The organism is Leucobacter sp. VD1 (assembly GCF_037150695.1).
Lineage (GTDB): Bacteria > Actinomycetota > Actinomycetes > Actinomycetales > Microbacteriaceae > Leucobacter.
In genome coordinates this window covers 170,299-193,000 of the sequence record NZ_JBBCPO010000001.1, presented here as the reverse complement: position 1 = coordinate 193,000, position 22,702 = coordinate 170,299, and the positions used below count along the sequence as shown (strand labels likewise).

General features: G+C 68.8%; 22 protein-coding genes and 1 tRNA gene. 10 read left to right on the top strand and 13 right to left on the bottom strand.

The genetic code is table 11. The annotated features are described in order from the left end of the window. Nucleotides 1-27 precede the first annotated feature (27 nt). Complete coding sequence (locus WFL22_RS00980) at nucleotides 28-603, bottom strand: DUF4916 domain-containing protein (protein ID WP_336991124.1); 576 nt, start codon at nucleotides 601-603, stop codon at nucleotides 28-30. Between the two features lie 73 nt (nucleotides 604-676). On the opposite strand from WFL22_RS00980, the gene WFL22_RS00975 reads away from it, so the two are divergent. Next, on the top strand, nucleotides 677-1,561 hold the full coding sequence (locus WFL22_RS00975; protein WP_336991123.1) for a nitrilase-related carbon-nitrogen hydrolase: 885 nt from the start codon (nucleotides 677-679) through the stop codon (nucleotides 1,559-1,561). 64 nt (nucleotides 1,562-1,625) lie between these two features. Continuing rightward, nucleotides 1,626-2,045, top strand: a complete 420-nt coding sequence (locus WFL22_RS00970; RefSeq protein WP_336651552.1) for an NUDIX hydrolase — start codon at nucleotides 1,626-1,628, stop codon at nucleotides 2,043-2,045. Between the two features lie 123 nt (nucleotides 2,046-2,168). Here the strand turns inward: WFL22_RS00970 and WFL22_RS00965 are convergent, their stop codons facing one another. Genes WFL22_RS00965 through WFL22_RS00945 form a run of 5 tightly spaced genes read right to left on the bottom strand, consistent with a single transcriptional unit; the run spans nucleotide 2,169 to nucleotide 6,832 of the window. Continuing rightward, nucleotides 2,169-3,611, bottom strand: coding sequence for a mycothione reductase (locus WFL22_RS00965; RefSeq protein WP_336991121.1), 1,443 nt, complete (start codon nucleotides 3,609-3,611; stop codon nucleotides 2,169-2,171). A 38-nt stretch (nucleotides 3,612-3,649) separates the two neighbouring features. Next, complete coding sequence (locus WFL22_RS00960; protein ID WP_336651554.1) at nucleotides 3,650-4,597, bottom strand: ABC transporter substrate-binding protein; 948 nt, start codon at nucleotides 4,595-4,597, stop codon at nucleotides 3,650-3,652. Next, nucleotides 4,594-5,406, bottom strand: coding sequence for an ABC transporter permease (locus WFL22_RS00955; RefSeq protein ID WP_336991120.1), 813 nt, complete (start codon nucleotides 5,404-5,406; stop codon nucleotides 4,594-4,596). Before WFL22_RS00955 ends, WFL22_RS00960 begins: the two co-directional genes overlap by 4 nt. Continuing rightward, the gene (locus WFL22_RS00950; protein ID WP_336651556.1) at nucleotides 5,382-6,023 is read right to left on the bottom strand and encodes an ABC transporter permease; all 642 of its coding nucleotides are present in this window, start codon (nucleotides 6,021-6,023) and stop codon (nucleotides 5,382-5,384) included. Before WFL22_RS00950 ends, WFL22_RS00955 begins: the two co-directional genes overlap by 25 nt. Next, nucleotides 6,020-6,832: an ABC transporter ATP-binding protein gene (locus WFL22_RS00945; RefSeq protein WP_336651557.1), complete on the bottom strand. Its 813-nt coding sequence runs from the start codon at nucleotides 6,830-6,832 to the stop codon at nucleotides 6,020-6,022. Before WFL22_RS00945 ends, WFL22_RS00950 begins: the two co-directional genes overlap by 4 nt. Before the next feature lie 164 nt (nucleotides 6,833-6,996). Between WFL22_RS00945 and WFL22_RS00940 the strand changes: the two genes are divergently transcribed. After that, nucleotides 6,997-7,680: a lysophospholipid acyltransferase family protein gene (locus WFL22_RS00940; RefSeq protein WP_336991119.1), complete on the top strand. Its 684-nt coding sequence runs from the start codon at nucleotides 6,997-6,999 to the stop codon at nucleotides 7,678-7,680. Nucleotides 7,681-7,712: 32 nt separating this feature from the next. On the opposite strand, the gene WFL22_RS00935 is transcribed toward WFL22_RS00940, so the two are convergent. Beyond that, nucleotides 7,713-8,675, bottom strand: coding sequence for an Lrp/AsnC family transcriptional regulator (locus tag WFL22_RS00935; protein ID WP_336991118.1), 963 nt, complete (start codon nucleotides 8,673-8,675; stop codon nucleotides 7,713-7,715). A gap of 196 nt (nucleotides 8,676-8,871) precedes the next feature. Here WFL22_RS00935 and WFL22_RS00930 point away from each other — a divergent pair, with 196 nt between their 5' ends. The 4 genes from WFL22_RS00930 to WFL22_RS00915 all read left to right on the top strand — a co-directional run bounded on the left by WFL22_RS00930 (nucleotide 8,872) and on the right by WFL22_RS00915 (nucleotide 14,706). After that, the gene (locus WFL22_RS00930; protein ID WP_336991117.1) at nucleotides 8,872-10,542 is read left to right on the top strand and encodes an amidohydrolase; all 1,671 of its coding nucleotides are present in this window, start codon (nucleotides 8,872-8,874) and stop codon (nucleotides 10,540-10,542) included. A 65-nt stretch (nucleotides 10,543-10,607) separates the two neighbouring features. Then, nucleotides 10,608-11,969 (top strand): MFS transporter, encoded by a 1,362-nt coding sequence (locus tag WFL22_RS00925; protein WP_336651561.1) that lies wholly within the window; start codon nucleotides 10,608-10,610, stop codon nucleotides 11,967-11,969. Between the two features lie 104 nt (nucleotides 11,970-12,073). Beyond that, nucleotides 12,074-13,717: a thiamine pyrophosphate-dependent enzyme gene (locus WFL22_RS00920; protein ID WP_336991116.1), complete on the top strand. Its 1,644-nt coding sequence runs from the start codon at nucleotides 12,074-12,076 to the stop codon at nucleotides 13,715-13,717. Beyond that, complete coding sequence (locus tag WFL22_RS00915; protein WP_336651563.1) at nucleotides 13,714-14,706, top strand: C-terminal binding protein; 993 nt, start codon at nucleotides 13,714-13,716, stop codon at nucleotides 14,704-14,706. The genes WFL22_RS00920 and WFL22_RS00915 overlap by 4 nt, the downstream gene beginning before the upstream one ends. 46 nt (nucleotides 14,707-14,752) lie before the next feature. Here the strand turns inward: WFL22_RS00915 and WFL22_RS00910 are convergent, their stop codons facing one another. Beyond that, nucleotides 14,753-15,538, bottom strand: a complete 786-nt coding sequence (locus tag WFL22_RS00910) for an HNH endonuclease family protein (protein ID WP_336651564.1) — start codon at nucleotides 15,536-15,538, stop codon at nucleotides 14,753-14,755. Between the two features lie 44 nt (nucleotides 15,539-15,582). After that, the gene (locus WFL22_RS00905; protein WP_336991114.1) at nucleotides 15,583-17,127 is read right to left on the bottom strand and encodes a SulP family inorganic anion transporter; all 1,545 of its coding nucleotides are present in this window, start codon (nucleotides 17,125-17,127) and stop codon (nucleotides 15,583-15,585) included. Nucleotides 17,128-17,369: 242 nt separating this feature from the next. Between WFL22_RS00905 and WFL22_RS00900 the strand changes: the two genes are divergently transcribed. After that, nucleotides 17,370-18,560: a MarP family serine protease gene (locus tag WFL22_RS00900; protein ID WP_336991112.1), complete on the top strand. Its 1,191-nt coding sequence runs from the start codon at nucleotides 17,370-17,372 to the stop codon at nucleotides 18,558-18,560. 102 nt (nucleotides 18,561-18,662) lie between these two features. Here the strand turns inward: WFL22_RS00900 and WFL22_RS00895 are convergent. The 4 genes from WFL22_RS00895 to galU form a co-directional block, all read right to left on the bottom strand. Further along, nucleotides 18,663-18,738 (bottom strand) — tRNA-Ala (locus tag WFL22_RS00895). Nucleotides 18,739-18,952: 214 nt separating this feature from the next. Continuing rightward, nucleotides 18,953-20,062, bottom strand: coding sequence for a hypothetical protein (locus tag WFL22_RS00890; RefSeq protein WP_336651578.1), 1,110 nt, complete (start codon nucleotides 20,060-20,062; stop codon nucleotides 18,953-18,955). A gap of 63 nt (nucleotides 20,063-20,125) precedes the next feature. Then, the gene (locus WFL22_RS00885) at nucleotides 20,126-20,728 is read right to left on the bottom strand and encodes a GNAT family N-acetyltransferase (protein ID WP_336651579.1); all 603 of its coding nucleotides are present in this window, start codon (nucleotides 20,726-20,728) and stop codon (nucleotides 20,126-20,128) included. A gap of 3 nt (nucleotides 20,729-20,731) precedes the next feature. After that, entirely contained in the window at nucleotides 20,732-21,658 is a 927-nt protein-coding gene (gene galU, locus WFL22_RS00880; protein ID WP_336991111.1) for a UTP--glucose-1-phosphate uridylyltransferase GalU, read from the bottom strand. 102 nt (nucleotides 21,659-21,760) lie between these two features. On the opposite strand from galU, the gene WFL22_RS00875 reads away from it, so the two are divergent. Next, nucleotides 21,761-22,354 carry a 5-formyltetrahydrofolate cyclo-ligase gene (locus WFL22_RS00875; protein WP_336991109.1) on the top strand — a complete coding sequence of 198 codons (594 nt, stop codon included), beginning with the start codon at nucleotides 21,761-21,763 and terminating at the stop codon, nucleotides 22,352-22,354. 69 nt (nucleotides 22,355-22,423) lie between these two features. Next, nucleotides 22,424-22,690 carry an FmdB family zinc ribbon protein gene (locus WFL22_RS00870; RefSeq protein ID WP_336651582.1) on the top strand — a complete coding sequence of 89 codons (267 nt, stop codon included), beginning with the start codon at nucleotides 22,424-22,426 and terminating at the stop codon, nucleotides 22,688-22,690. The last annotated feature ends 12 nt before the right edge of the window (nucleotides 22,691-22,702 follow it).

The following is a 22,702-nucleotide window of genomic DNA, read 5'->3' as shown; positions in this document are numbered from 1 at the left end:
ACCGAACCGCAACAGCCGCGAAAGCGATCAGTAGCCTCCGGCGGCGAGCGCATCACGCAGCAGCCGCCCGCGGCCGTCGGGAAGCTCGTCGAGCGTCTGCGGCGACACAGCCTCATCGGGCGACATCCACGTCACTTCAAGGGCGTCCTGGCGCGGGTTGCACGTGCCGGTTACCGGCACCACGTAGACCAGCGACACTGCGTGCTGGCGCTCGTCGACATACGGCGAGATGCCCGGCATGGGGAAGTATTCGGCCACCTGCACAGGCACCAGGGTGGTGGGCATCTGCGGGAACGCCATCGGGCCGAGGTCGTTCTCGAGGTGACGGAACAGCGCCTCGCGCAGCGTCTCACCGAAGCGTACTCTGCCCGACACGAGCGATCTGTTGAGTACACCCTCCGGGGTGCTACGCAGCAGCAGGCCCACCTCGGTGATCTTGCCAAGCCCGTCGATTCGCACCGGCACCGCCTCGACGTACACCACCGGCAGTCGGCCTCGCACGAAGCGCAGTTCGTCGTCGCTCAGCCAACCGGGGTTGCCCGCCGGAGCGGGACGATCCTCAGGCCCTTCGGGCTCGGGCAGCTCGGCCGTGTCGATGCTCATGCTGCCATTCTTGCACCGCGGCGGCCGCAGCGGGGGTCGCCGCAGTGTCAGACGCTGTCGTTAGGCTGAGGGCATGACCGCGACGAAGACGCCCGCCAGCCCGGCAAGCCCTGCCGGGATCCGCCGCATCGCCCTCGTGCAGGTGGCGAGCCCCGACTCAGAGACTCCCGCTGAGCGCATCGAACGCGTCGAGCAACTGCTGCGCCAGCACGAAGGCATCGACATGTTCGTGCTGCCCGAGCTGTGGAGCGCCGGCTACTTCGCGTTCGACAGCTACGAGGCGCGCGCCGAAACCCTCGACGGGCCGACAGTTGCGATGGCGCGGCGCGTGGCCCGCGATCTCGGCTCGGCGGTGCACCTCGGCAGCCTCGTCGAGCGGCGTGTCGATGGCACGCTCAGCAATACGGCGGTGCTCGTCGACGCCGGGGGGCGGATCGCGCAGGTCTACCGCAAGATCCACGTCTTCGGCTACCGCTCGCTTGAATCGCAGCTGCTGCGCCCGGGCGCCTCGCTGAGCGTGGTGCCGGGCCCGCTGGGCCAAACCGCGAGCACCACCTGCTACGACCTGCGCTTCCCGGGCCTGTGGCAGGAGCTGAGCGCTCGCGGCGCTGAGGCCGTCGTGGTGCCTGCTGCCTGGCCCGCCGCGCGTCGTGAACACTGGCGCCTGCTGACGCAGGCCCGCGCGGTGGAGCATCAGCTGTGGGTGCTGGCGTGCAACGCCTGCGGCACGCAGGGCGAGGGTGAGGCGGCTGTGACGCTGGGGGGTTTCAGCCGCGTGGTCGATCCTTCGGGGCGGATCGTGGCCGAGTGCGGTGACGGCGAGGAGGTGCTCGTAGTGGATGTCGATGCGGCGCGGGTCGCTGAAGTGCGCAGTGAGTTTCCCGTCATCGCCGACCGTCTGAGCGCTGAGGCGTACGCGGCCCTCTCTCCCGATCCCTCGGCCGAGCCGCGAGGCTGACGCACCGCCTGCACGAAGCCGGCTCCCGACTGCACGAATACGCTTGCGGCGTTAGGCTCGTCGGGTGACCGCTGCAGCAGAACCTCTCCTCATCCGTGTGAGCGCCGTCGTGATGCGCGACGAGGCGGGGCGGGTGCTCAATGTACGCAAGCGCGGCACCGCTGCGCTGATGCTTCCCGGTGGCAAGCACGAGGCGGGCGAGGATCCGCGTGACACTGCGGTGCGAGAGTTCGGTGAGGAGCTCGGGATCGCGCTCGACCGCGAACGACTGCGCGCCCTGGGCGTATTCCGAGCCGCGGCGGCGAACGAGCCCGGGCACACCGTCGTGGCCTCCGTGTTCGAGCATCCCTTCGTGGCGGCTGCGGCCGACGCAAAGCCGCTCGCCGAGATCGAACATCTGGAGTGGGTGGACCCGGCGGCTGAGCGCAGCGATATGGCGCCGCTCAACACCGACTTCGTCTTCCCAGCGCTGCTCGCAGGCTGAGCTGGGGTGAGGTAAGCAGGTCTGAGCCTCTGAGGTGAGCATGGCCGAGCCGCTGACCAGGGCTCATCCCAGCGAAGCTGAGCGGCGCGCATCACCGAGCCTGCAACGCCGCCCCCGCACCCATCAAAGCGCGTCGCCAGGCGGCGTTTGCAGGCCAAGCAGCGCGTTCTCCACAACCTCCATGAGTGCCGGGTGTATCCAATACTGGCCTCGCGCCGCGGTGTGGGCGTCGATACCGAAGCTCATCGCCATCACCACGACCTGCACCAGGTTTGATGCCTGATATCCCATCGCGTGCGCCCCGAGCAGGCGCCCGTCACTGCGATCGGCGATCACTTTGAACACCCCGGTGCGGTCTTCCATCGCCCAACCGTAGGCGGTGTCACCGTAGCGCTGCACCTTCGCGGTGACATGCTCGGCACCGATGGCCTCGGCCGCCTCTTGCTCGGTGAGGCCGAGCTGCGCGAGCTCGGGGTCGCTGAACACTGCCGCAGGCACGGCGTCGTGCCTGGATCGTCGCAGCTCGTGCGGGTGTTCAAGGTTGTGCGCCACCACCCGCGCCTCATGGTTCGCGACATGCTTGAGCTGGAACGGCGAACACACATCGCCGAGCGCATAGACGCCGGGCAGCGGTGATCCGCCCGACAGCACTCGCTGGTACTCATCGACCGCGATCCGCCCGTCCTCGTGCAAATCGATGCCGGCTTCGGCCGCCCCCACGAGATCGGAGTTGGGGCGGCGGCCCGTTGCCGCGAGCACGATGTCGGCCTGCAGCGTCTCGGCCCCGGAACCGGCAAGCGTCACCCGCAGCCCGCCGGCCTCATGCTCGGCGATCGAATCCGCCGAGCAGCCGAGCCGCAGCTGCCAGCGTTTCGCTGCCTCTGTTGTGAAGCTCTCCGCGATCTCGGCGTCGAGGCGAGGCAGCAGGCGATCCCCGCGCACCAGCTGCACCACCTCGGAGCCGAGACCGGTGAATATCGCGGCGAACTCGCAGGCGATGTAGCCGCCGCCGATCACGATCACGCGGGCCGGCAACGCGTCAAGACGCATCACCGTATCGGAGGTGTGCACGCCGGGCAGTTCGATGCCGGGAATGTCGGGCAGCACCGGCCGCGAGCCCGCGGCGATCACGAGCTGCCGAGCTTCAACACGGCTGATCCCCGCCCCCTCGCCGGCATCCGTGCTGCCCTCGACCATGAAGGCACGCGGGCCGTCGAGTCGCACCCGCTTGGGAATCAGCTCGACATTGTCGAGTTCGTGGGCACGATAGTGCTCCCCCGCGGCTGAGATCGCATCAATACGGGTGAAGATTCGGTCGCGGATCGCGGTCCAGTCGGCGCCCTCGAAGCGCAGCGCCACACCGAGTCTGGCGGCCTCTTCGGGGGTGCGGGCGAGGGCGGCCGGCCGCACATACATCTTGGTGGGGATGCAGCCCACGTTGAGGCAGGTGCCGCCAAAGACGCCGTGTTCGGCGATCACCACTCGCTTGTCGTCCCAGAAGGGCGTGACGAGCGAGTTGCCCGAACCCGAGCCGATGATCGCGAGATCCGCATTGAGGGTGCTCATAGCTCGTATCTTCTCAGACCTCGGCGGCCCGCCTCCTCTCAGACCAGCTTCTTCTCAGCGAGCCAGTCGGCCGCGATGCGGTCGGCCGGCAGCTCATCTTTCACGCTACGCCCGTTCATCGCGACCAGATCTTCCGTGGTGAGCGCGGCGCTGACCTTGTTGATGATCTCCTCGGCGCCCGCATCGACGCGCTCACTCGCGAGCGGCACCACATGCGAGGCGAGGAACAGACCCTTCGTGTCTTCGAGTGCGACGAGGTTGTTCTCAGCAACGGTGGGATCCGCCGTGTAAATGATGGCGAGCTGAATCGACCCGTCACGCAACGCCTTCACGGTGAGCGGGCCACCGCCGTCCTCAATGGGGGTGAATCCCACGTCCGCGACCCCATAGACGTCGGCGAGGCCCTTCGGGCCGTAGGGGCGGGTTTCTGCCTCGGAGTTGGCTCCGAGCGTGAGGGGTGCGTCGACTCCGGCGAGGTCTGCGACGGTCTTCAGCTTCCACTGGTCTGCGAACTCGCGGGTCACCATGTACGAGTCCTGGTCGGTCGCGGGGGCCTGGTCGAGCACGCGCAGGCCGTCGGGGGCGGCCTCCTCCAGCGCAGCGTAGACGTCGTCGCTCAGACGCGCCTGGGTGTCAGGCTCCCAGTACTGCAGCAGATTGCCGGTGTACTCGGGAAAGAGATCAATGGAGCCGGCCTCGAGCTCGGGCAGGTACACCTCGCGCTGCCCGATGCGGAACTGCCTGTCAACCTCATAGCCGCCGTCTTCGAGCGCCTGCGCGTAAACCTCGGCAATGATCTCGTTGGAGTAGTAATCCTGCGAACCGATGACGATGGCGTCACCCTTCGCGGGGTCGGCGGATTCTGGTGCGGCGAGCGGATCGCCACCACCGCAGGCGGTGAGCAGCGTCGCCGAGAGGGCGACGGTGCCCGCTGCGAGCGCGGCACGGCGCCACGGAGAGCGGCGGAGCTGGGGGCGTCGGTTCATGATCGGACTTCCTCTCGTTGGGCGGGTGAGGCTGGGTGAGTTGCGTCGGGGGTCGGCAACGTCGGCGCGGTCGCCGCGCGGGAGCGCGAGGCGCGACGGCGGACCCGGGATCCGGGACGCCCGAAGCGAGCCGTCGCGGCGCGCTGGCAGGCGGCGAGCAGCACTTCGAGCACCAGGGTGAGTGTGATGACGAGCAGGGCTCCGGCGAGCATCTGGGCATAGTCGCGGGATTTCAGGCCGGAGAACAGGTAGCGACCGAGTCCGAGATCTGCGGTGTACGCGGCGAGCGTGGCCGTCGACACGAGCTGCAGCACGGCGGCACGGATACCGCCGACCATCACGGGCAGCGAGAGCGGCAGTTCGACGCGCAGAATCACCTGCGCCGGGCTGAACCCCACCGCTTGCGCGGCCGCCGGCACGGCGGGGTCGATCGCCTGCACCCCAGCGTAGGCACCCGCGAGCAGCGAAGGGATGGCGAGCACGACGAGTGCGAGCAACGGCGCTGTCAACCCGATACCGAAGGCAAGCCCAAAGAGGGTGAGCAGGCCGAGCGTGGGAAGCGCACGTGCCGCGCCGGTGAGTCCGCCGACAAGGGCGGTTCCTCTGCGCGTATGCCCGATGAGCACGCCGGCGGGCAAGGCGACGACAGCTGCGATCACGAGCGCGAACGCGGTCACCCCCAGATGCTGCAGCACGCGGTTCGGAATTCCGCCCGCCCCGGCCCAGTGCGCAGGGTCAGCAAGCCAGGCGAGTGCCTCACCGAACAGGCCGAGCGCCGCGGGCGTCACGCGCGCACCGCCCGTGTCCACGGGGCAACCGCGCGGCCGATCCCCAGCACCACGGCGTCAAGCAACAGCGCGAGCAGCGCCGTTGCGAGCACACCGGTCCACACCTCTGCCGCGATCCCCCGCTGAAAGCCATCGGTGAGCAACGAGCCAAGCCCCGGCACTCCGATAAGCGCACCGAGCGTGACCAGGCTGATCGTCGACACCGTGACCACCCGCACCCCCGAGATCAGCACCGGCACCGCAAGCGGCAGATCCACCCGCCAGAACAAGCCCCGCGGCGAGTAGCCGGTGGCAAGCGCCGCATCACGCAGCTGCGGGTCCACCGCCGAGAACGCATCGCAGACGGTGCGCACGAGCAGCGCAACACCGTAGACGGAGAGCGCAATCACCATGGTCTGCCACGACCGCAACGGTGTGCCCACGATCGCCGGGATGATGATGAGCAGCGGCAGCGCCGGGATCGCGTAGGCAAGCGTCGTCATCGTGAGCAGCGGGCCGCCGATGCGGGGTCGCCGAAAAGCGAGCCTGCCGATCGGCACGGCCACAAGCACGCTGATCAGAATCGCCGGCAGGCTCAGCAGCAAGTGGTCGAGCACCAGCCCCGCCACCGACCCCCAGTTCGCGAGCAGCCAGTTCACCCGTCGAGCACCCCCACAGGCCGACCGGCCTCATCGACGGCAATGCTGCGACCGCCCACCTCCACCGGGCGCAGGCGACGCTCGGCGCGGTCAGCGCCCACGAAGTCGCGCACGAAATCGTCAGCCGGATCCGCCAATATCTCGGCGGGAGATCCCTGCTGCGCGATCCGCCCCTCCCGCTCGAGCACGATCACCTCGTCACCCAGCAGAAACGCCTCATCGATGTCGTGTGTGACGAACACGATCGTCTTTCCCAACTCGGCCTGCAATTGCAGCAACTCGCTCTGCAGCTCACGGCGCACGATCGGGTCGACAGCTCCGAACGGTTCATCCATGAGCAGGATGTTGGGGTCGGCGGCGAGCGCGCGTGCCACGCCGACGCGCTGCTGCTGGCCACCCGAGAGCTGGGCGGGGTAGCGGTCGCCGAGCGCGGGGTCGAGGCCCACGCGCTCCAGCAGTGCACCCGCCGCGGCGCGGGCCTCCCGACGAGAGACGCCCGTGAGCATCGGCACCGTAGCGACGTTGTCGCGCACAGTGCGGTGCGGCAGCAGGCCGCCGTGCTGCATGACGTAGCCGATGGCGCGACGCAGCTCGACGGCATTGCGCTCGCGAACGTCCTCACCATCGATGAGCACGCGTCCCTCACTCGGGTCGACCATCCGGTTGACCATGCGCAGCAGTGTGGTCTTACCGGATCCGGAGGAGCCGACGAGCACCACGCAGCGGCGGGAGGGAATGACGCAGGAGAAATCGCGCACCGCGACGGCACCGCCCGGATACGTCTTAGACACCTGCTCGAACTCAATCACAGCGGCACCTCCCCTGAGGCCGGGCGCACCCGGCGTGCGCTCACCCCACCCTAACCGCCACCTTCCCGCAGCGCACTGACCCTTGCCATCCGGGCCCGCCAGGGTGTATGTGCGACGGCAATCCTCGCGAATCAGAAGCGGCTGTGCGGGAGTAGGCTCGGAGGGTGCCTGCAGAGAGCGGATCCGTCGCACGCCCCGGCCCGGTGTTCTTCATCGGCCGCGCAGTGCTGCGCCCGCTGCTGCGCCTGCGATTCCGCCCCCGCGTGACGGGGCGCGAGCATGTGCCTGAGCAGGGGGCGGTGCTGCTCGCGAGCAATCACCTCTCGGGTCTCGACACGATCCTCATCCCTTCGTTCTCGCCTCGCAAGGTGCAATTTCTCGCGAAGGCGTCGCTCTTCGAATCGCGCCTGGGCGGCTGGTTCTTCAGGCAGATCGGCGCGATCCCGGTGCACCGGGAGGCCTCGGCCGCCGCCCAGGAAGCGCTCGACGCCGGGCGAGAAGTGCTTGCAGCCGGCAGCGTGTTCGCCGTGTTTCCCGAGGGCAGTCGGTCCCGCGACGGCAGGCTCTACCGCGGCCGGGCCGGTGCCGCCTGGCTTGCACTCGAAACGGGTGCGACGGTGGTGCCCGTGGGCCTCATCGGCACGAACCGGGCGCTACTGAACCCCGACACAGGACGCCCCGATCGCGTCGAGCTGCGCTTCGGCGCGCCGGTCGCGCTCGACGATCTCGCCGGCCTGCCGCGAGGCCGAGCCCGCCGCGAGGCGACCGAGCGCATCATGGCGGCGATCCACGCCCTCACCGGGCAGCCGCTCGCCGACGATCATGCCGCCGGGGGCCGCGGCGCCTGACACGAACAGCGCCTGCTGCGAGCGGCGGTGATTCAATCGGATCCGGCGGCAGCGAGCCCCGATATCGCGGGCCGCGCGAGACGGTTGCGCTCCAGACGGTCGAGGCTCCACTCATAGCGTTCGAGCCAGACGAAGGCGTGCACCCACGTCTCGACGTGCTGCACCCCAGGGTGGGCGCGAATCGCCCGCACAATATCGGTGTAATCGGCGAGTGAGCGCGCCGCAATCGTTGCGATCAGGCCGTAGCGGCCGAGGGTTCGAGCGGCGAACTCGATCGTGGGAATGTCGAGCAACAGCTCTTCGGCGCTTGCCGTCTGCGCCTGGTCCCCACGGAGCACGATCCCGACTCCTGAGAGCACTGAACTTGTCGTGCTGCGGCGGCTGCGCACCGCGCCGATCCGCATCACCCCTGAGTCGAGCAGCCGCAGCACGCGCGCCCTGCAGGCCGACGCCGAGCGGCCGGTGCGTCTGGCGAGCTCGCCGAAGGTGAGTCTGCCGTCGAGCTGCAACTGGGCGATGAGGGCGATATCGAAGTCGTCGAAGACGAGGTCGGTGGCCTCGGGGTCTTCGCCGAGGCGCAGGCGACGCAGCACGCGGTCGTAGAGCGAAAACTGCGTTTCGACCACGCCATCGATCGCCTGGATCGCGCGGATCGAGCGTGCGACGTCTTCGCGGTCAGCCGCCCAGACTTCGACCACCGCCTGGGATTGGCCGGTGATCTCGGAGAGGAACACGACATTCGTGAACTCTTGGATGCGTTCGAAGATGGGCGAGGTGGGGCCGCTGATGCGCAACTGGAGATTTGCTTGGATGGGCAGACCGACGGCCCTCGGGTGCACGGCCGCGAGGATGCGGATCTCGCCGGAGGCGAGCAGATCGTGCACGCGCTGGGCGACGACAGTGCGGTGCACGCCGAGTTGGTCTGCAAGCGTCGAGAACTGCGCCCGACCATCGAGCTGGAGCGCGCGGATCAGGTCCTCATCGAAATCATCCATGCCTGAGATGATGCCAGACCGACAGCACCCCTCGCCTCACTTCATCTTCCAGAGTCCTCATATTTACGCATTAGCACGCGAAAATGCCACACCATATCGACATTTCCGCTTTCTGAATCATTGTGACGCTTTTTCTGCTTTCATCGCCCACGAATTGCGCGTACTCTCGGAGCGATTCGAGACAAAGGAGTTCACCGTGCGCAAGCTCGCCTTCACCCAGGCACCCACTGCCGCCGCACCGCAGATTGTCACTGCCGCCCGCATCGATGCGCTCGACGCCACTGGCAGCACCCCCGAAGCGTTCCTCGTGATCGGCGACCGTTTCGCCCACGTCGGCACCATCGACGAATGCCGTGAGGCGGCAGCATCCGTGAGCGCACTCGCCCCCGAACTCGTCGACCTCGGCGAGGCCGTCGTAGTGCCCGGCTTCATCGACGCCCACGCCCACCCCCTCATGCTCGGCCAGATGATGAGCTGGGTCGACTGCGGGCCCGCCCAGGCCGGCTCGATCCCGGAAATCATCGCTCTGCTCAAGGAGGCCGCGAAGACGCTGCCGGCCGGCCGGCCCATCCGCGGCTACGGCTACGAGCAGCGCAACCTCGCCGAGCGCCGGCACCCCACCCGCTTCGAACTCGACGAAGTCGCCACCGACCGCGAGGTCTACCTCATGAACGCATCAGGGCACGGCGGTGTGGTCAACTCGTACACCTTCGAACTGCACGGTGTCACCCGGGACACCCCCAACCCCAAGGGCGGCGAATTCTTCCGCGACGCAGACGGCGAACTCACCGGCGAACTCTCCGACGCCGCCTGCAATGTGCTCACCGGCCTCGAGGGCGTGAAGATCGGGCACCACGGCCCCAACTTCCACCTCGCCGACGAGCCCGAGGAGCACAAGCGCCAGCTCGCCGCGGCGCAGCAGAACTTCCTCGAAGGCGGTGTCACCACCATCGGCGATGCGCAGGTCAGCCGGCGCGAGTTCGACATGTACCTGCGACTCGCCGAATCCGGGGACCTCAAGGTGCGCGTGAGCATGTACCTGCTCTCCCACCTGCTCGACGAAGCCATCGAGATGGGCCTGCACGGCCAGTTCGGCAACGAGCACCTCAGCTTCGCCGGGATCAAGTTCTATTCGGACGGCACCCTCGGTGGCTGGACCGCCTACTTCCCCGATGGCTACGTGGGCGACCCGTGCCGCACCGGGCAGCTCTACCACGAGCCCGGCGACTACGCCGAGCTGATCCGCAAAGCCCACCGTGTCGGCCTGCAGACCGCCACGCACTCACAGTCACCCACCGCGCTCGAAATGGTGATCAGCGCGATCGAAGCCGCGCTCGAAGATCGTCCCGACCCCGACGCCCGCCACCGCATCGAGCACTGCGGCCTGCCCACCCCCGAGCAGATCACCCGCATGGCGAAAGCCGGCATTTATCCCGTCAACCAGCCGCAGCACCACTACAACTGGGGCGAGGGCGTCGAACAGGCCATCGGCACCCCCGGTGAGCGCTTCAACCCCCTCGGCGAATTCGAACGGGCCGGAGTTCCGGTCACGATCTCCTCGGACGCCCCCGTGGCCGATCCACGCCCGATGGAGGCCATCCAGGCCGCCGTCTCCCGCATCACCCGCCGCGGCACGCAGCTCGGCCCCGACGACCTCGCCGTCTCACTCGACACCGCGCTGCGCGCCCACACCATCTCGGCGGCCCGAGCGCTCGGCCGCGAAGACGAACTCGGCAGCATCGAGGCCGGTAAACGCGCCGACTTCGCCGTGCTCGACAGAGACCCCCACACCACCCCCGTCCCGGAGCTCGCACAGATCTCCGTGACCGAAACCTGGGTCGGCGGCGAGCGCGTCTTCGCCCGCTGACCCCTCAGGGTCGGGGCCGCCACGCCCCGACCCCCACTCCCCCGGCATCCAGCAAAGGAGCTCACATGTCCACGTCCACGGCCACCGCGCCGAACTCCCACAAACGTGCCCTGAGAGGCGGCATGGCCGCCCTCGTCGGCACCTCGATCGAGTGGTACGACTTCTACGTCTACGCGACCGCGGCGGCAATCATCTTCCCGCACGTCTTCTTCCCCGAGGCAGAACCGGCGCTCGCCACGCTCGCCTCATTCGGCACCTACGCCGTCGCCTTTTTCATGCGACCCATCGGCGGCATCATCTTCGGTCACGTGGGCGACAAGCTCGGCCGCAAACCCGCACTCACGATCACCCTGATCCTGATGGGTGTCGCCACCACACTTGTGGGGGTGCTGCCCGGCTACGCGACCATCGGCATCTGGGGCCCGATCCTGCTCATCCTGTGCCGTATGGCGCAGGGCCTCGCCGTCGGCGGCGAGTGGGGCGGTGCCAGCCTCATGGCCGTGGAGAGCGCACCGGCGAAGTGGAAGACGTTCTACGGCGGCTTCACCCAGGTCGGCAACCCGCTCGGCGCGATGATGGCCACAGGTGCCTTCTGGGCACTGTCGACGCTAGGCGAGGATGCCCTGCTGAGCTGGGGATGGCGCGTGCCGTTCCTCTTCAGCATCGTGCTCATCGCGGTCGGCTTCTGGGTGCGCTACCGCGTCGAGGAGACCCCCGTGTTCGAAGCAAAGGTCGACGGCAAGGAGCAGTCGACGCCGCTGCTGTTCGCGCTGAAGAACAACTGGCTGCCGATCCTGCTCGGCTTCTGCATCATCGCGATGTCATCGGGCGGCTACGTGATCGCCACGACCTTCGTGCAGAACTACGCAGACAGCCCCGAGATCGGGCTCGACCCCTCGATCATTCTGGGTGCGATGACCGTCGCCTCGTTCGTTGAGTTCCTCGTCACCCTGCCGATCGCCGCGCTCGGCGACAAGATCGGCGCGAAGACGGTGATGTACCTCGGCATCATCCCGTCGTTCCTGGTCATCATCCCGCTGGTGATGTCGATCCAGGCGAAGAACGTGGGACTGATCTGGCTCTTCGTGATCCTGATCCGTGTCACCCTGAGCGGGGCTTGGGCGCCGCTGTCGACGCTGATGGCGCAGATGTTCCGCCCGCAGTCGCGCTACACCTCGATGTCGCTCTCCTACGGCATCGGCGCCGCTGTCTGGGGCGGCCTCTCGCCCGCGATCGCGTCGATGCTGCTCATCGCCACCGACGGCAACTTCTGGTCGGTCGTAGCGTTCTTCGGTGTGCTCACCGTGTCGGCGTTCATCGGCGTGCGCTTCGCACCGCAGCACTCCGATGAGGCCCCGGTGACGGGATCCTTCAGGCCCCGTCTCGACACCACCACGATCGACACCCGGGATCCGCACACCCCCTAATCCCCCGCTCCACCCCCGCCGAGAGGCGGATTTCGCCGCAGCATCGCACGATCCGGCTGCGACATCCGCCTCTCGCCCCACCGCCCATCACTGTGAGGAACAACATGCACACCACCCCGAAGCGCACGACCGGCTGGGTCGTCATGGAAACCCTCCGCGGCTACGGCATCGACACCGTCTTCGGCATCCCCGGCACCCACAACCTCGAGCTCTACCGGCCCCTCGGCGCGCTCGGGATCCGCCCCGTCACCACCCGCCATGAGCAGGGCGCGGGCTACGGCGCCGACGGCTGGTCACTGCAGACAGGGCTGCCGGGCGTCGTTATCACCACGAGCGGCCCGGGCCTGCTCAACGCGCTTTCAGCGGCAGGCACCGCCTACTGCGAATCGCGCCCTATGATCCTCATCTCGCCGGGCCCGGCCCGCGGCGCCGAATTCGCCGACATCGGCACCCTGCACGAAACCAAAGATCAGCTCGGCGCAGCCTCCGCTATCGTCGAGTGGGGGCGCCGTGCCCACTCGGCAGAAGAGGCCGTCGCCGCGATCCACGACGCCTTCGAGCTGTTCGCCACCACACGCCCGCGCCCCGTGTACCTCGAAATCCCGCTCGACGTCCTCGAAGCAGAGACCGCAATGCCCGCCACGGCCACGGCTCCGCGCAAGCACGCCGCAACGGCCGCCCCCGAGGCCGAGTCCGTCACGTCGGCCGCTGCGCTGCTCGCGGGCGCTGCGCAGCCGGTGATTCTCGCAGGCGGCGGATCGCGCGGTGCCACGGAGCAGCTGCGCGCGCTCGCTGAGCGGATCGCCGCCCCCGTCGTCACCACCCTCAACGCGAAGGGCGCCCTCGACGAACAGCACCCCCTCGCTGTCGGCTCGAACCTGCGGCTCGCCGCGGGGCGGCGGATCGCGCAGGAGGCAGACGTGCTGCTGATCGTCGGCTCGAAACTCGGCGAAGCCGAGCTGTGGGTGCCGCGGCTCGAAGCCGAGGGCACCGTGATCCGCGTCGACCTGCTCTCCTCGCAGATCGACAAGAACCAGACCGCACAGGTTGGTCTTGTGGGCGACGCCGCCGCCACGCTCGACGCGATCCTCCGCGCGCTGCCCGAGGGCGAGGCCGGGGCCGACCGCACCGAACGGGCCACAGCCCGCGTGCGCGAGAGCATCGCCGCCGCGCGCGCCGAGTCCGCCGAGCTGTCGGCAGAGAACACGGCCCTCGCCGAGTGCATCACGGCTGCGCTGCCACAGCACGCGATCGTCGCAACAGACTCCTCACAGATCGCCTACTGGGGCCTGCTCAACGCGCTGCGCGTATCCGAACCGAATTCCACCCCGTACATGGCCACGTACGCGACGCTCGGCTACGGCCTGCCCGCGGCCCTCGGCAGTCGCATTGCGGCCCCGCACCGCCCCGCCTTCGTAGTGACGGGCGACGGCGCCCTCATGTTCTCGATGAACGAGTTCATCACCGTGATCGAGCAGGGCGAAGACGTCACCGTGGTCGTCGTCGACAACGGCGGCTACGCCGAAATCAAGCAGAACGAAGTCGACGCCGGCATCGCCCCGGTGGGCGTAGACCTCGCCCAACCTGACTGGGTGGCTGTCGCGGCGGCCTTCGGCGGGCGGGGTCGCCGTGCCGCCACTCCCGGCGAGCTCGCCGACGCCGCCGCAGCGGCCGTGCGCGAGGGCGGCCTGCAGTTGATCCATATCGAGCAGCATTCCTTCAATTTCTCCGAGGAGGCCACCGCATGAGCGCCACCACTGGGCGACCTCTCGCCATCTACACCGATATCGACGACACCGACCCCTCGGCCGGCATCCGGCTGCTGGAGGAGCACGGCTTCGAGGTGCGCGTGCTCGGCACCCGCGACCCCGCCGAGATCATCGCGGGAGCGCAGGGCGCGGTCGCCTTGCTGCCCGGCTACGCGGCGATCAACCGTGAGGTCATCGAGGCGCTGCCGTCGCTCAAAATCGTGTCGCTCATGTCGATGGGCTTCGACTACGTCGACATCGAAGCCGCGAGCGAGCGCGGCGTCTGGGTGACGAACGTGCCGGGAGCTGCCACCGAGGAGGTCGCCACGCACGCGCTCGCGATTCTGCTCAGCAGCGTGCGTCAGCTCCCCTTCTACACGGCCTCTGCAACGCCCGCCGATTGGAACGATCGGGCCCCCATCGCTCCGCCCCGCCTCAGCGAGACCACGCTCGGGGTGATCGGGCTCGGCAAGATCGGGCGCGAGCTGGTGCGGCTCGCAGCTCCCCTCTTCGGATCCGTGCTCGGCTACGACCCGATGCTGCCAGACACCCCGGAAGTGCGAGCAGAACTCGCCGCACTCGGTGTGCGGCGCGCGAGCCTCGAGGAGGTGCGCGCGGCAGCCGATGTGCTCTCCCTCCATCTGCCGCTCACCCCGCAGACGGAGCATATGGTCGACGCCGGATTCATCGCAGCGATGCCGCGCAGATCCGTGCTCGTCAACGTGTCACGCGGAGGTCTGATCGACTCCGCAGCGCTCGCTGCCGCACTCGACTCCGGCCACCTTGCGGGTGCGGCGCTCGACGTGCTCGATCAGGAGCCGCCTGCACCGGGCCACCCGCTGCTCGGCCGCGACGATGTGGTACTCACCCCGCACATCGCCTATTTCTCGGCGCGCACCGAGATCGAGTATGTGCGGATCCAGGCGCAGAACGCTGTCTCGCTGCTGCAGGCCGGCGTACCGGACTCGCCGGTCAACACACCGGCGTAATCGAGGCTCGGGCTGATCCGGCTCAGCTGCATGCTGCGGATCCGGATCAGCCCGCTGCAGCGAGCGCCGACGCGTAGGCCGGCTGATCCGGGCAGCTCGCGAGCACCCGACGCATCGCGTCGCCCTCGGCATCCGTCACCCACAGACCGTACGCGGCCTTCACCGAGATCTGACGGGCCACGTACTCGCAGCGGAAGCCCCGCTCGGGCGGCAGCCACGTCGCGGCGTCACCATCACCCTTGCGGGAGTTCGCAGCGCCATCCACGGCCAGCAGGTTCAGCGGATCGTTGGCGAACGCGATCCGCTGCTCCCGAGCAAGCGCCTGCGCACCCTTCTGCCAAGCATCCGAAAGCGCGACGACGTGGTCGATCTGCACCGCCTGCGAGCTGCGCTCGCCACGCAGGAAATCGATGTCGGCACCCGTGTACGGGTCACGCAGCACCCCCGACAGCACCCGGCAGCGCTCGTCGATGCTGACATCTACGAGGTCGCGACGCAGCACGTCGTTGCGGGCGTCGCAGCCGTTACGATCGGGATCTTGCCAGCCATCCCCGAACCCCGCTCGGCGGTCGTAGCCCGTCTTCGGGGCACGACCCTTGACGGGGATTGCGTCGAGCACCTCGACCGCGGTGCGCTCAGCGACGGGTGCGGGCGAGGCTCCGCGATCCGCACCGACCGGCCCCTTCGGCTGCGGCTCCGTCTGCCGGAGAGTGCCCGTGCCCGCTTGGGGAGACGCGGAGGATCCGCCGCCTTCCGCCGAACCCTGGGCAACGAATGCACCGGCCACAGCCAGCGCGCACACTGCCAGAGCCGCGAGCACCAGCGCGCGCACGCCACCCCCCGAACCTCCCGCGCCGCCGCGCCGCCGCGCGCCGATCAGCTCTCTCCCCCGAGCGTGCCCGTGAGACGCCCATGCAGATCGCTCGTGCGCGCATTCATGCCGACCAGCTCGACCCGCTTGCCCAGACGCGCGTACTTCGTCACGACCGCGTCAAGCGCGGCAACCGTCGACGCATCCCACACGTGCGCCTCAGACATGTCGATCACTACACGCTCAGGGTCGCCCCGGTACTCGAACTGGGTGGTGAGATCGTTGCTCGACGCGAAGAACAGCTCGCCCGTCACCCGATAGCGGGCGAACTCGATACTGCCCTCGGCGGGCACAGCGGGCTGCACCTCGCGATCCACCCGCACGAAGTGGGCGACCCGTCGCACGAACAGCACCGACGCCACCAGCACACCGCCGATCACCCCCACCGCGAGATTGTGCGTGACCACCACCAGCACCACCGTCGCCAACATCACGAAGGTCTCGCTCTTCGGCAAGCGGCGCAGGGTCGATGGTGCGATGCTGTGCCAGTCGAACGCCTCAATCGACACCATGATCATCACCGCGACGAGGGCCGCCATGGGGATCATCGCGACGAGATCTCCAAGCACCACCACGAGCACCAGCAAGAAGACGCCGGCGAGGAACGTCGAAATGCGGGTGCGCGCCCCCGACGCCTTCACGTTGATCATCGTCTGGCCGATGACCGCGCAACCACCCATGCCGCCGAAACAGCCCGAGAGCAGATTGGCAACCCCCTGCGCCCAGCCCTCACGCGTCTTGTTCGAGTGGGTGTCGGTGATTTCGTCGACAAGCTTCGCCGTCATCAGCGACTCCATGAGACCGACAAGCGCCATCGCGAAGGCATACGGCGCGATCGCCGCAAGCGTGCCCCACTCCCACGGCACCGCCGGGAATACGAGCTCGGGCAGGCTGCGCGGCAACTCGCCCTGATCTCCCACCGTGGGCACATTGATCGCGCAGACCACCACCACGACGGTCACCACAATCACCGACACCAGCGGCGCGGGCACGGCCTGGGTGATCCGCGGCATGATGAGCAGGATCAGGATTCCGCCCGCCACGAGCGGATACACCAACCACGGCACGCCGATCAGCTGCGGCAACTGCGCGATGAACACCAGAATCGCGAGCGAGTTCACGAAGCCGACCATCACACTGCGCGGGATGAACCGCATCAGCTTCGCCACCCCCAGCGCGGCGAGCAGAATCTGAATCACCCCTGCGAGCAGCACCGTCGCAATCAGATACTCCGGCCCGTACTCTCGCACCACCGGGGCCACAACCAGCGCAACCGCCCCCGTCGCCGCCGTGATCATGGCGGGCCGCCCGCCGAGGAACGCGATGCTCGTCGCCATGATGAACGACGAGAGCAGCCCCATACGAGGATCCACACCAGCGATCACCGAGAACGCGATCGCCTCCGGGATCAGCGCGAGCGCGACGACAAGCCCGGCCAGCACCTCCCTCGTGAGCAGCCGCGGGCTGCGCAAGGCCGTCAGTACGGAGGGGTCGGGTCGGTATCGGGCGCGCTCATCGGGGGCCTCCCGAGATGCGGTCGCTGGGGTCACAACGGTTCCTTCATAGCTGACGGCGGGGCCTCGCCAAGCGCCGAAGCGCCCGGCTCAGGAGCAGCCTAGCGGTGCCTGGGACGCGGCACTGGTGGCGGTGCTGGGGATCGTGCCTCGCGGCGCGGGCGCGGGCGGTGCACCGGGTGCGGCACTGGGCGACACACTGGGTGGTGCGCTCAAGCTGATGGGATAGGCTCACCCCACAATCGGCCCCGAACCGTCGGGGGTTCGGGGAGGTGGGGATGCCCGGAATCGCAGACATCGTTATCGTGCTGCTGCTGATCATCGGGCTCACGGCCGGCTTCCGCGCCGGGCTGTTCTCGTCGCTGGGCATGACACTCGGGCTGGTCGCCGGAGCTGCGGCCTCCCCCTGGGTGCTGCCGTTGATCGCGCGCGCACTGCCAGAAACAGCGTGGCGCAGCACTGCCGTGATCGCGTCGGCCGCGCTGCTGCTCGCCATCGGCGGCAGCGTTGGCGCGAGCATCGGGTCACTGATCCGACGAGGAGCCGACCGGATCCGCTTGCGCCCACTCGACCGCATCCTCGGAGGAGCCGTCGGCCTGCTCGCCGCCGTCACCTCGGTCGCGCTCATCGGCTCCGCGGTCGCGGCCTCCGGGATCCCCGGGGTGTCCTCCACTGTCGCCTCGTCGTCGATGCTGCGCTTCATCGAGCGCGTCACCCCCGATCCGCTCGTCACCGCCATGTCGCGCCTGCACGCCGCAGTGCTGGGAGACACGGTGCTGCCCACGATCGACGGGCTCATCGACGAGTCGCTTCTGCTCGCCTCACCCGATACCTCTCGCATCGACACCGACGACCCCGCGCTCGCCGCCGCCGCCGCCTCTGTGGCGCGCGTCTCCGGTATCGCCTACGGATGCGGCACCATGCCGAGCGGCAGCGGATTCGTCGTCGCCGAGGATCGCATCGTCACCAACGCGCACGTCGTCGCCGGCATCGGCACGCCCCTCGTCGAACTGCCAGGCGAACCCGCCCGCGACGGCCGCATCGTCTACTTCGACCCGGTCGCCGATCTCGCCGTCGTAGCCGCCGACGTCGACGCCGCGCCGCTCCCGCTCGATGACTCTCTCGCGCCGGGCAGCGTCGGAGCGGTGCAGGGCTACCCGCGCGGCGGCCCGTTCCGCACCGTGGCTGCCGGCGTGCTCGCGACCGGCTCGACGACGGTTCCCGACATCTACGGCGCAGGAGGCGCGCTCCGCCAGGTGCACACCCTCTCCGCCGACGTGCAACCGGGCAACTCCGGCGGGCCGCTGCTCACCGAAGCCGGGGCCGTCGCCGGAGTCGTGTTCGCCCGCGACGCGGTGCGCCCCGGCATTGGCTACGCCATGACCCTCTCCGAACTGCTGCCCGTGCTCGCAACGCTCGACGCATCCGCCGAGCCCGCTGCGGTGTCGTCGGGGCAGTGCGTGGGGTAGGCCCGCGGGGTCGGCCTCAGATGACTTGCTCATCGAGGAGACGCGCTCGCGCCGAGAAAGACTCCGGAAACCAGAACAGCCCCGCGCTGCGGGGCTGTTTCGTGGTGGATCTGAGGGGAATCGAACCCCTGACCTTCTCATTGCGAACGAGACGCGCTACCAACTGCGCCACAGACCCTGACAGCGACCAACTGTAGCAGCCGCTGGGCTGGGACGCGAAATCCGCTCCACGCTCTCCACCCGAACACCCCGCTGTGAGCCCGGGCGAGAACAGTGGTGGCCTCGCAAGGCTGGTTTCGCACAGTGGGCGCGGGCTGGCATGGTGGGCACGGGGTGGGGCAGCGCTGCGGATCGCGGGGCTCACGGAGTAGAGCAGGCGAGCCCTGCAGTTGCTAGCTCGCGTTGCGGCGACGGCGCAGGGCGGCGTCGAGGTCGGGCATGCCCTGGCTGGTGTCGCCGATCACACCCATTTGCCGCAGCCGTTCGCGGGCTGCCTGCTCCTGGGCGCTGTGCGCGGATCCGGGGGCGCGGCGTGCGGCGCGGCGGGCTTCGCCTGCTTCGCGCGCGGTGAGCGGTGCGGCAGGCCGCGATGGGATCGCGCTGCTCGCTGCTGCCTCGACACCAGCTGTTCCAGAAGCACCAGCACTGGAAGCACCTGCACCAGCCGCATCAGGAACCCCCTGAGCCGCTGCTCCGCGGGCTGCGCTCACCTGCGCGCGAGCCTCGCGCAGCAGGATGGAGTCGGTCTGGTTCTCACGGGTCGCCGGCCGTTCCGCTCTGGCGCGGGCCAGCGCGCGGGCGCGGTCGATACGGTCGGCGGCTGCGCGCTGCGCGGCGGCGTGGGCGGCCGCGGTGCGCTCGGTCTCACCGGTGGCGATGGGGGTGGCCGGGGCGATGGATGCGGGCTCTGGTGCGGCCTGCACCGCGACCCGTTCGGCCTCGATGGAGCGCATGCGGGCGCGTCCGGGAGCGAGCAGCACGAGCGCACCCAGCGAGGCTACGAAGACGAGCCCGCTCCAGGTGAGGATGGCGGCACCGCTGCCGGCCACGGCGAGCCCCGCTCCAACGAGTGCGCCGAGCAGTCCGATGAGGGCTCCGAGCGCGGAGAGTGCCCGCACGCGACGCACCAGCGGTTTGCGCAGCTTGGCTGCCCGCTGCGCGGCGGCTTGCTTGCGGCGCATCTGCTGGGCGCGGATCTCGGCGCGCAGTTGCTCGGCGCGGGCTTCGGCGAGCTGTGCTTCGCGTTCGGCTTCCTGCCGTTTCTGCGCGGTGCGCAGCAGCTTCTCATGGGCGAGCGCCTCACGTGCGGTGGCCTCGAGGTGCAGCTCCTGCGGCACCTCCGAGGTTTCGGCGAGCACTCGCAGCGTGCGCTGTAAGCGCATCGCGTTGCGCTCTGCGCTGCGGAACTCCCGGCGTCGAATCCACGCGGGAACCAGCACGGCGCCCCAGAGCAGCGCGGCAACCACGAAGATCACTCCACCACCCAGTGCCCCGCCTGTCATGGGCATCACTGTACGGTGTTCGTGGCGGTCGTGGTGCCCGGCGCGCCGTGATCCCGCAATCGATTACTGCAGGCGGCGCAACAGGCCGTCAGGGATCTCTTCTCTGGTGATCGCGTAACTTTCGTGGTCGCGCCAGGCGCCGTCGATGTGAATGTATGCGGCCCGGCGCCCCTCGTATCGCAGCCCGAGCTTCTCGACGACCCGCAGCGAGGCCGCGTTCTCGGGGCGAATGCAGATCTCCACTCGGTGCAGCCCCAGCTCTGCGAAGAGGTAGTCGACGGCGAGCGCGACCGCAGCTGGTGTGACGCCCTGCCCTGCGACGTGCTGCGACACCCAGTAGCCGATCTGTGCCGATTGCAGCGCCCCGCCGCTGATCTCGGAGACGCTGAGCTGCCCGACGACGTTACCGTCGAGCAGCATGACGAAGGGCAGGCCGCTGCCGGCGCGTAGCTGCGCACGCAGCAGGCGCACGGTCGGCCGCATCGACACGCTGCCGGGGGCGACGCTTCTCCCTGCGGGGTGCGTCGCCTCCCATTGCCGTAGCCAGCCGCGGTTCTCGGCGAGCAGTTGGCGCAGCGGTTCTGCGTCGCGTTTGCGGATCACCCGCAGTTCGACGCGGCCGACGCGCAGCGGCGGCGGCTCCTCGATCGGGCGACCGAGCGGCATGTCTTAGCCGTTGGCGTTGCTGGCGCGAAGGCGGTCTGCGAAGTCGATGATCCAGTTGGAGATCTCTTCGCCGAGTTCTTCGTGGTCGACACCCAGCAGCACGTTCGCTTTGATCCAGTCGGCGCGGTCGCCGGTGTCGTAGCGGCGCCCACGGAACACGACACCGTAGACGGGGCCGTCTCCTTTGTCTTCTGCGAGGTGGTTGAGCGCGTCGGTGAGCTGGATCTCGCCGCCGCGGCCGGGCTCGAGGCCGTCGAGCACGTCGAAAATCTCGGGGCGCAGCACGTAGCGGCCGATGATTGCGAGGTTCGAAGGTGCTTCTTCTGCCGCAGGCTTCTCGACGAGGCGGGTGATACGCACCACGTCGGGGTCGTCGGTCGCTTCGACGGCCGCGCAGCCGTAGAGGTGGATCGACTCCTGCGGCACCTCCATCAGCGCGATGACGGTGGCGTTGCGCTTGTCGTGTTCTTCGATCATGCGATCGAGCAGCGGATCGCGGGCGTCGATGAGGTCGTCGCCGAGCAGCACGGCGAACGATTCGTTGCCGACGTGGCGGCGAGCGCAGGCCACGGCGTGACCGAGGCCGAGGGGCTGCCCCTGGCGCAGGAAGTGGATTTCGGCGAGCTCGCTCGACTCGTGCACCTTGCGCAACTTGTTGGTGTCGCCCTTGCGTTCGAGGGTGCGCTCGAGTTCGGGCACGCTGTCGAAGTGGTTCGAGAGGTTGCCCTTGTTGCGTCCCGTGATCACGAGCACATCGTCGAGCCCGGCGGCTACCGCTTCTTCCACGACGTACTGAATTGCCGGCTTGTCGACGATCGGCAGCATTTCCTTGGGCGTCGCCTTGGTGGCGGGCAGGAAGCGCGTTCCCAGGCCGGCTGCGGGAATGACGGCCTTGGTCACTGAGCTACGAGTGGGCTGATTTTCAGTCATGACGGCCAGCCTAGTCTCCGGGGTGGGCCTGGCAAAGCTGCCCGGGCGGCGTCTCATGGGGAGCTGCGGCGTGTCTGGGAGCGGGCCTCTATGCTGACTCGCATGGGGTTCGATGCCGCTGAGGAGATCACGCAGCAGAAGTGGCATGTGCGCGAGGAGGTGCGCCGCCGCCGTGCCGCACTCACGCCGGCTGAACGTCTGCGGGCGCGTGATGCGCTCACGGATCATTTGGTGTCGCTGGTTCGGGATCGCGGCGCCGCAACGGTTTCCTGCTACGTGCCGCTGCCCGATGAGCCCGACACCTCTGGTTTCCTGGCCTGGGCGGCCAGTGCCGGGGTGGAAGTGCTGCTGCCGGTCTCGCTGCCAGGGAGGCGCCTTGCCTGGACACGCTCGGGTTCGCCCCTCATCGCCGGCCGTCACGGCATTCTCGAGCCGAGCGGCCAGCAATTGCCGGCGTCGGTCGCGTCGGGGCTGGATCTCATGCTGTTGCCGGCCTGCGCGGTCGATCTGCGGGGCACGCGTCTCGGCTGGGGTCTGGGCTACTTCGATCGCTGTCTGTCCGAGTTGCAGCGCAGGCCGCCGCTCTTCGCCGTTGTGCATGAGGCCGAAGTGCTGCCGGCCCTGCCTGGTGAGACGCACGATATCCCCGTCGATGGCGCGGTCACCCCGGAGGCGATCCGCTACTTTCCGCGCTGACAACACACCTCGCCGCCCCGCGGTGGCGGCCCGTCGCGGCCCGTCAACCGCGGGCGGTAGAATCGTCTCGTGCCTACCTATGCCTACCGCTGCGCCGATTGCGAGCACGCTTTCGACATCTATCAGTCCTTCTCCGACGCTGCGCTGACGGAGTGCCCGGAGTGCGGCGGCAAGCTGCGCAAGGTCTTCGGCTCCCTGGGCGTCACCTTCAACGGCTCTGGTTTCTACCGCACGGATTCCCGCTCCGGCGGGTCGGGTTCGGGTTCGGCTGGCGGATCGGGATCCGCATCCTCATCAGGCTCGTCTGCGCCCGCGACGTCCTCGACCAGCTCCTGACCGCTGCGGCGA

What these genes read in the sequence shown, in the direction of transcription:
- galU (WP_336991111.1), bottom strand. Translation starts at nt 21,658, where the DNA reads ATGACTGAAAATCAGCCCACTCGTAGCTCAGTGACCAAGGCCGTCATT.
- WFL22_RS00935 (WP_336991118.1), bottom strand. Translation starts at nt 8,675, where the DNA reads ATGGATGATTTCGATGAGGACCTGATCCGCGCGCTCCAGCTCGATGGT.
- WFL22_RS00925 (WP_336651561.1), top strand. Translation starts at nt 10,608, where the DNA reads ATGTCCACGTCCACGGCCACCGCGCCGAACTCCCACAAACGTGCCCTG.
- WFL22_RS00875 (WP_336991109.1), top strand. Translation starts at nt 21,761, where the DNA reads ATGGGGTTCGATGCCGCTGAGGAGATCACGCAGCAGAAGTGGCATGTG.
- WFL22_RS00965 (WP_336991121.1), bottom strand. Translation starts at nt 3,611, where the DNA reads ATGAGCACCCTCAATGCGGATCTCGCGATCATCGGCTCGGGTTCGGGC.
- WFL22_RS00960 (WP_336651554.1), bottom strand. Translation starts at nt 4,597, where the DNA reads ATGAACCGACGCCCCCAGCTCCGCCGCTCTCCGTGGCGCCGTGCCGCG.
- WFL22_RS00975 (WP_336991123.1), top strand. Translation starts at nt 677, where the DNA reads ATGACCGCGACGAAGACGCCCGCCAGCCCGGCAAGCCCTGCCGGGATC.
- WFL22_RS00915 (WP_336651563.1), top strand. Translation starts at nt 13,714, where the DNA reads ATGAGCGCCACCACTGGGCGACCTCTCGCCATCTACACCGATATCGAC.
- WFL22_RS00890 (WP_336651578.1), bottom strand. Translation starts at nt 20,062, where the DNA reads ATGACAGGCGGGGCACTGGGTGGTGGAGTGATCTTCGTGGTTGCCGCG.
- WFL22_RS00920 (WP_336991116.1), top strand. Translation starts at nt 12,074, where the DNA reads ATGCACACCACCCCGAAGCGCACGACCGGCTGGGTCGTCATGGAAACC.
- WFL22_RS00980 (WP_336991124.1), bottom strand. Translation starts at nt 603, where the DNA reads ATGAGCATCGACACGGCCGAGCTGCCCGAGCCCGAAGGGCCTGAGGAT.
- WFL22_RS00900 (WP_336991112.1), top strand. Translation starts at nt 17,370, where the DNA reads ATGCCCGGAATCGCAGACATCGTTATCGTGCTGCTGCTGATCATCGGG.
- WFL22_RS00885 (WP_336651579.1), bottom strand. Translation starts at nt 20,728, where the DNA reads ATGCCGCTCGGTCGCCCGATCGAGGAGCCGCCGCCGCTGCGCGTCGGC.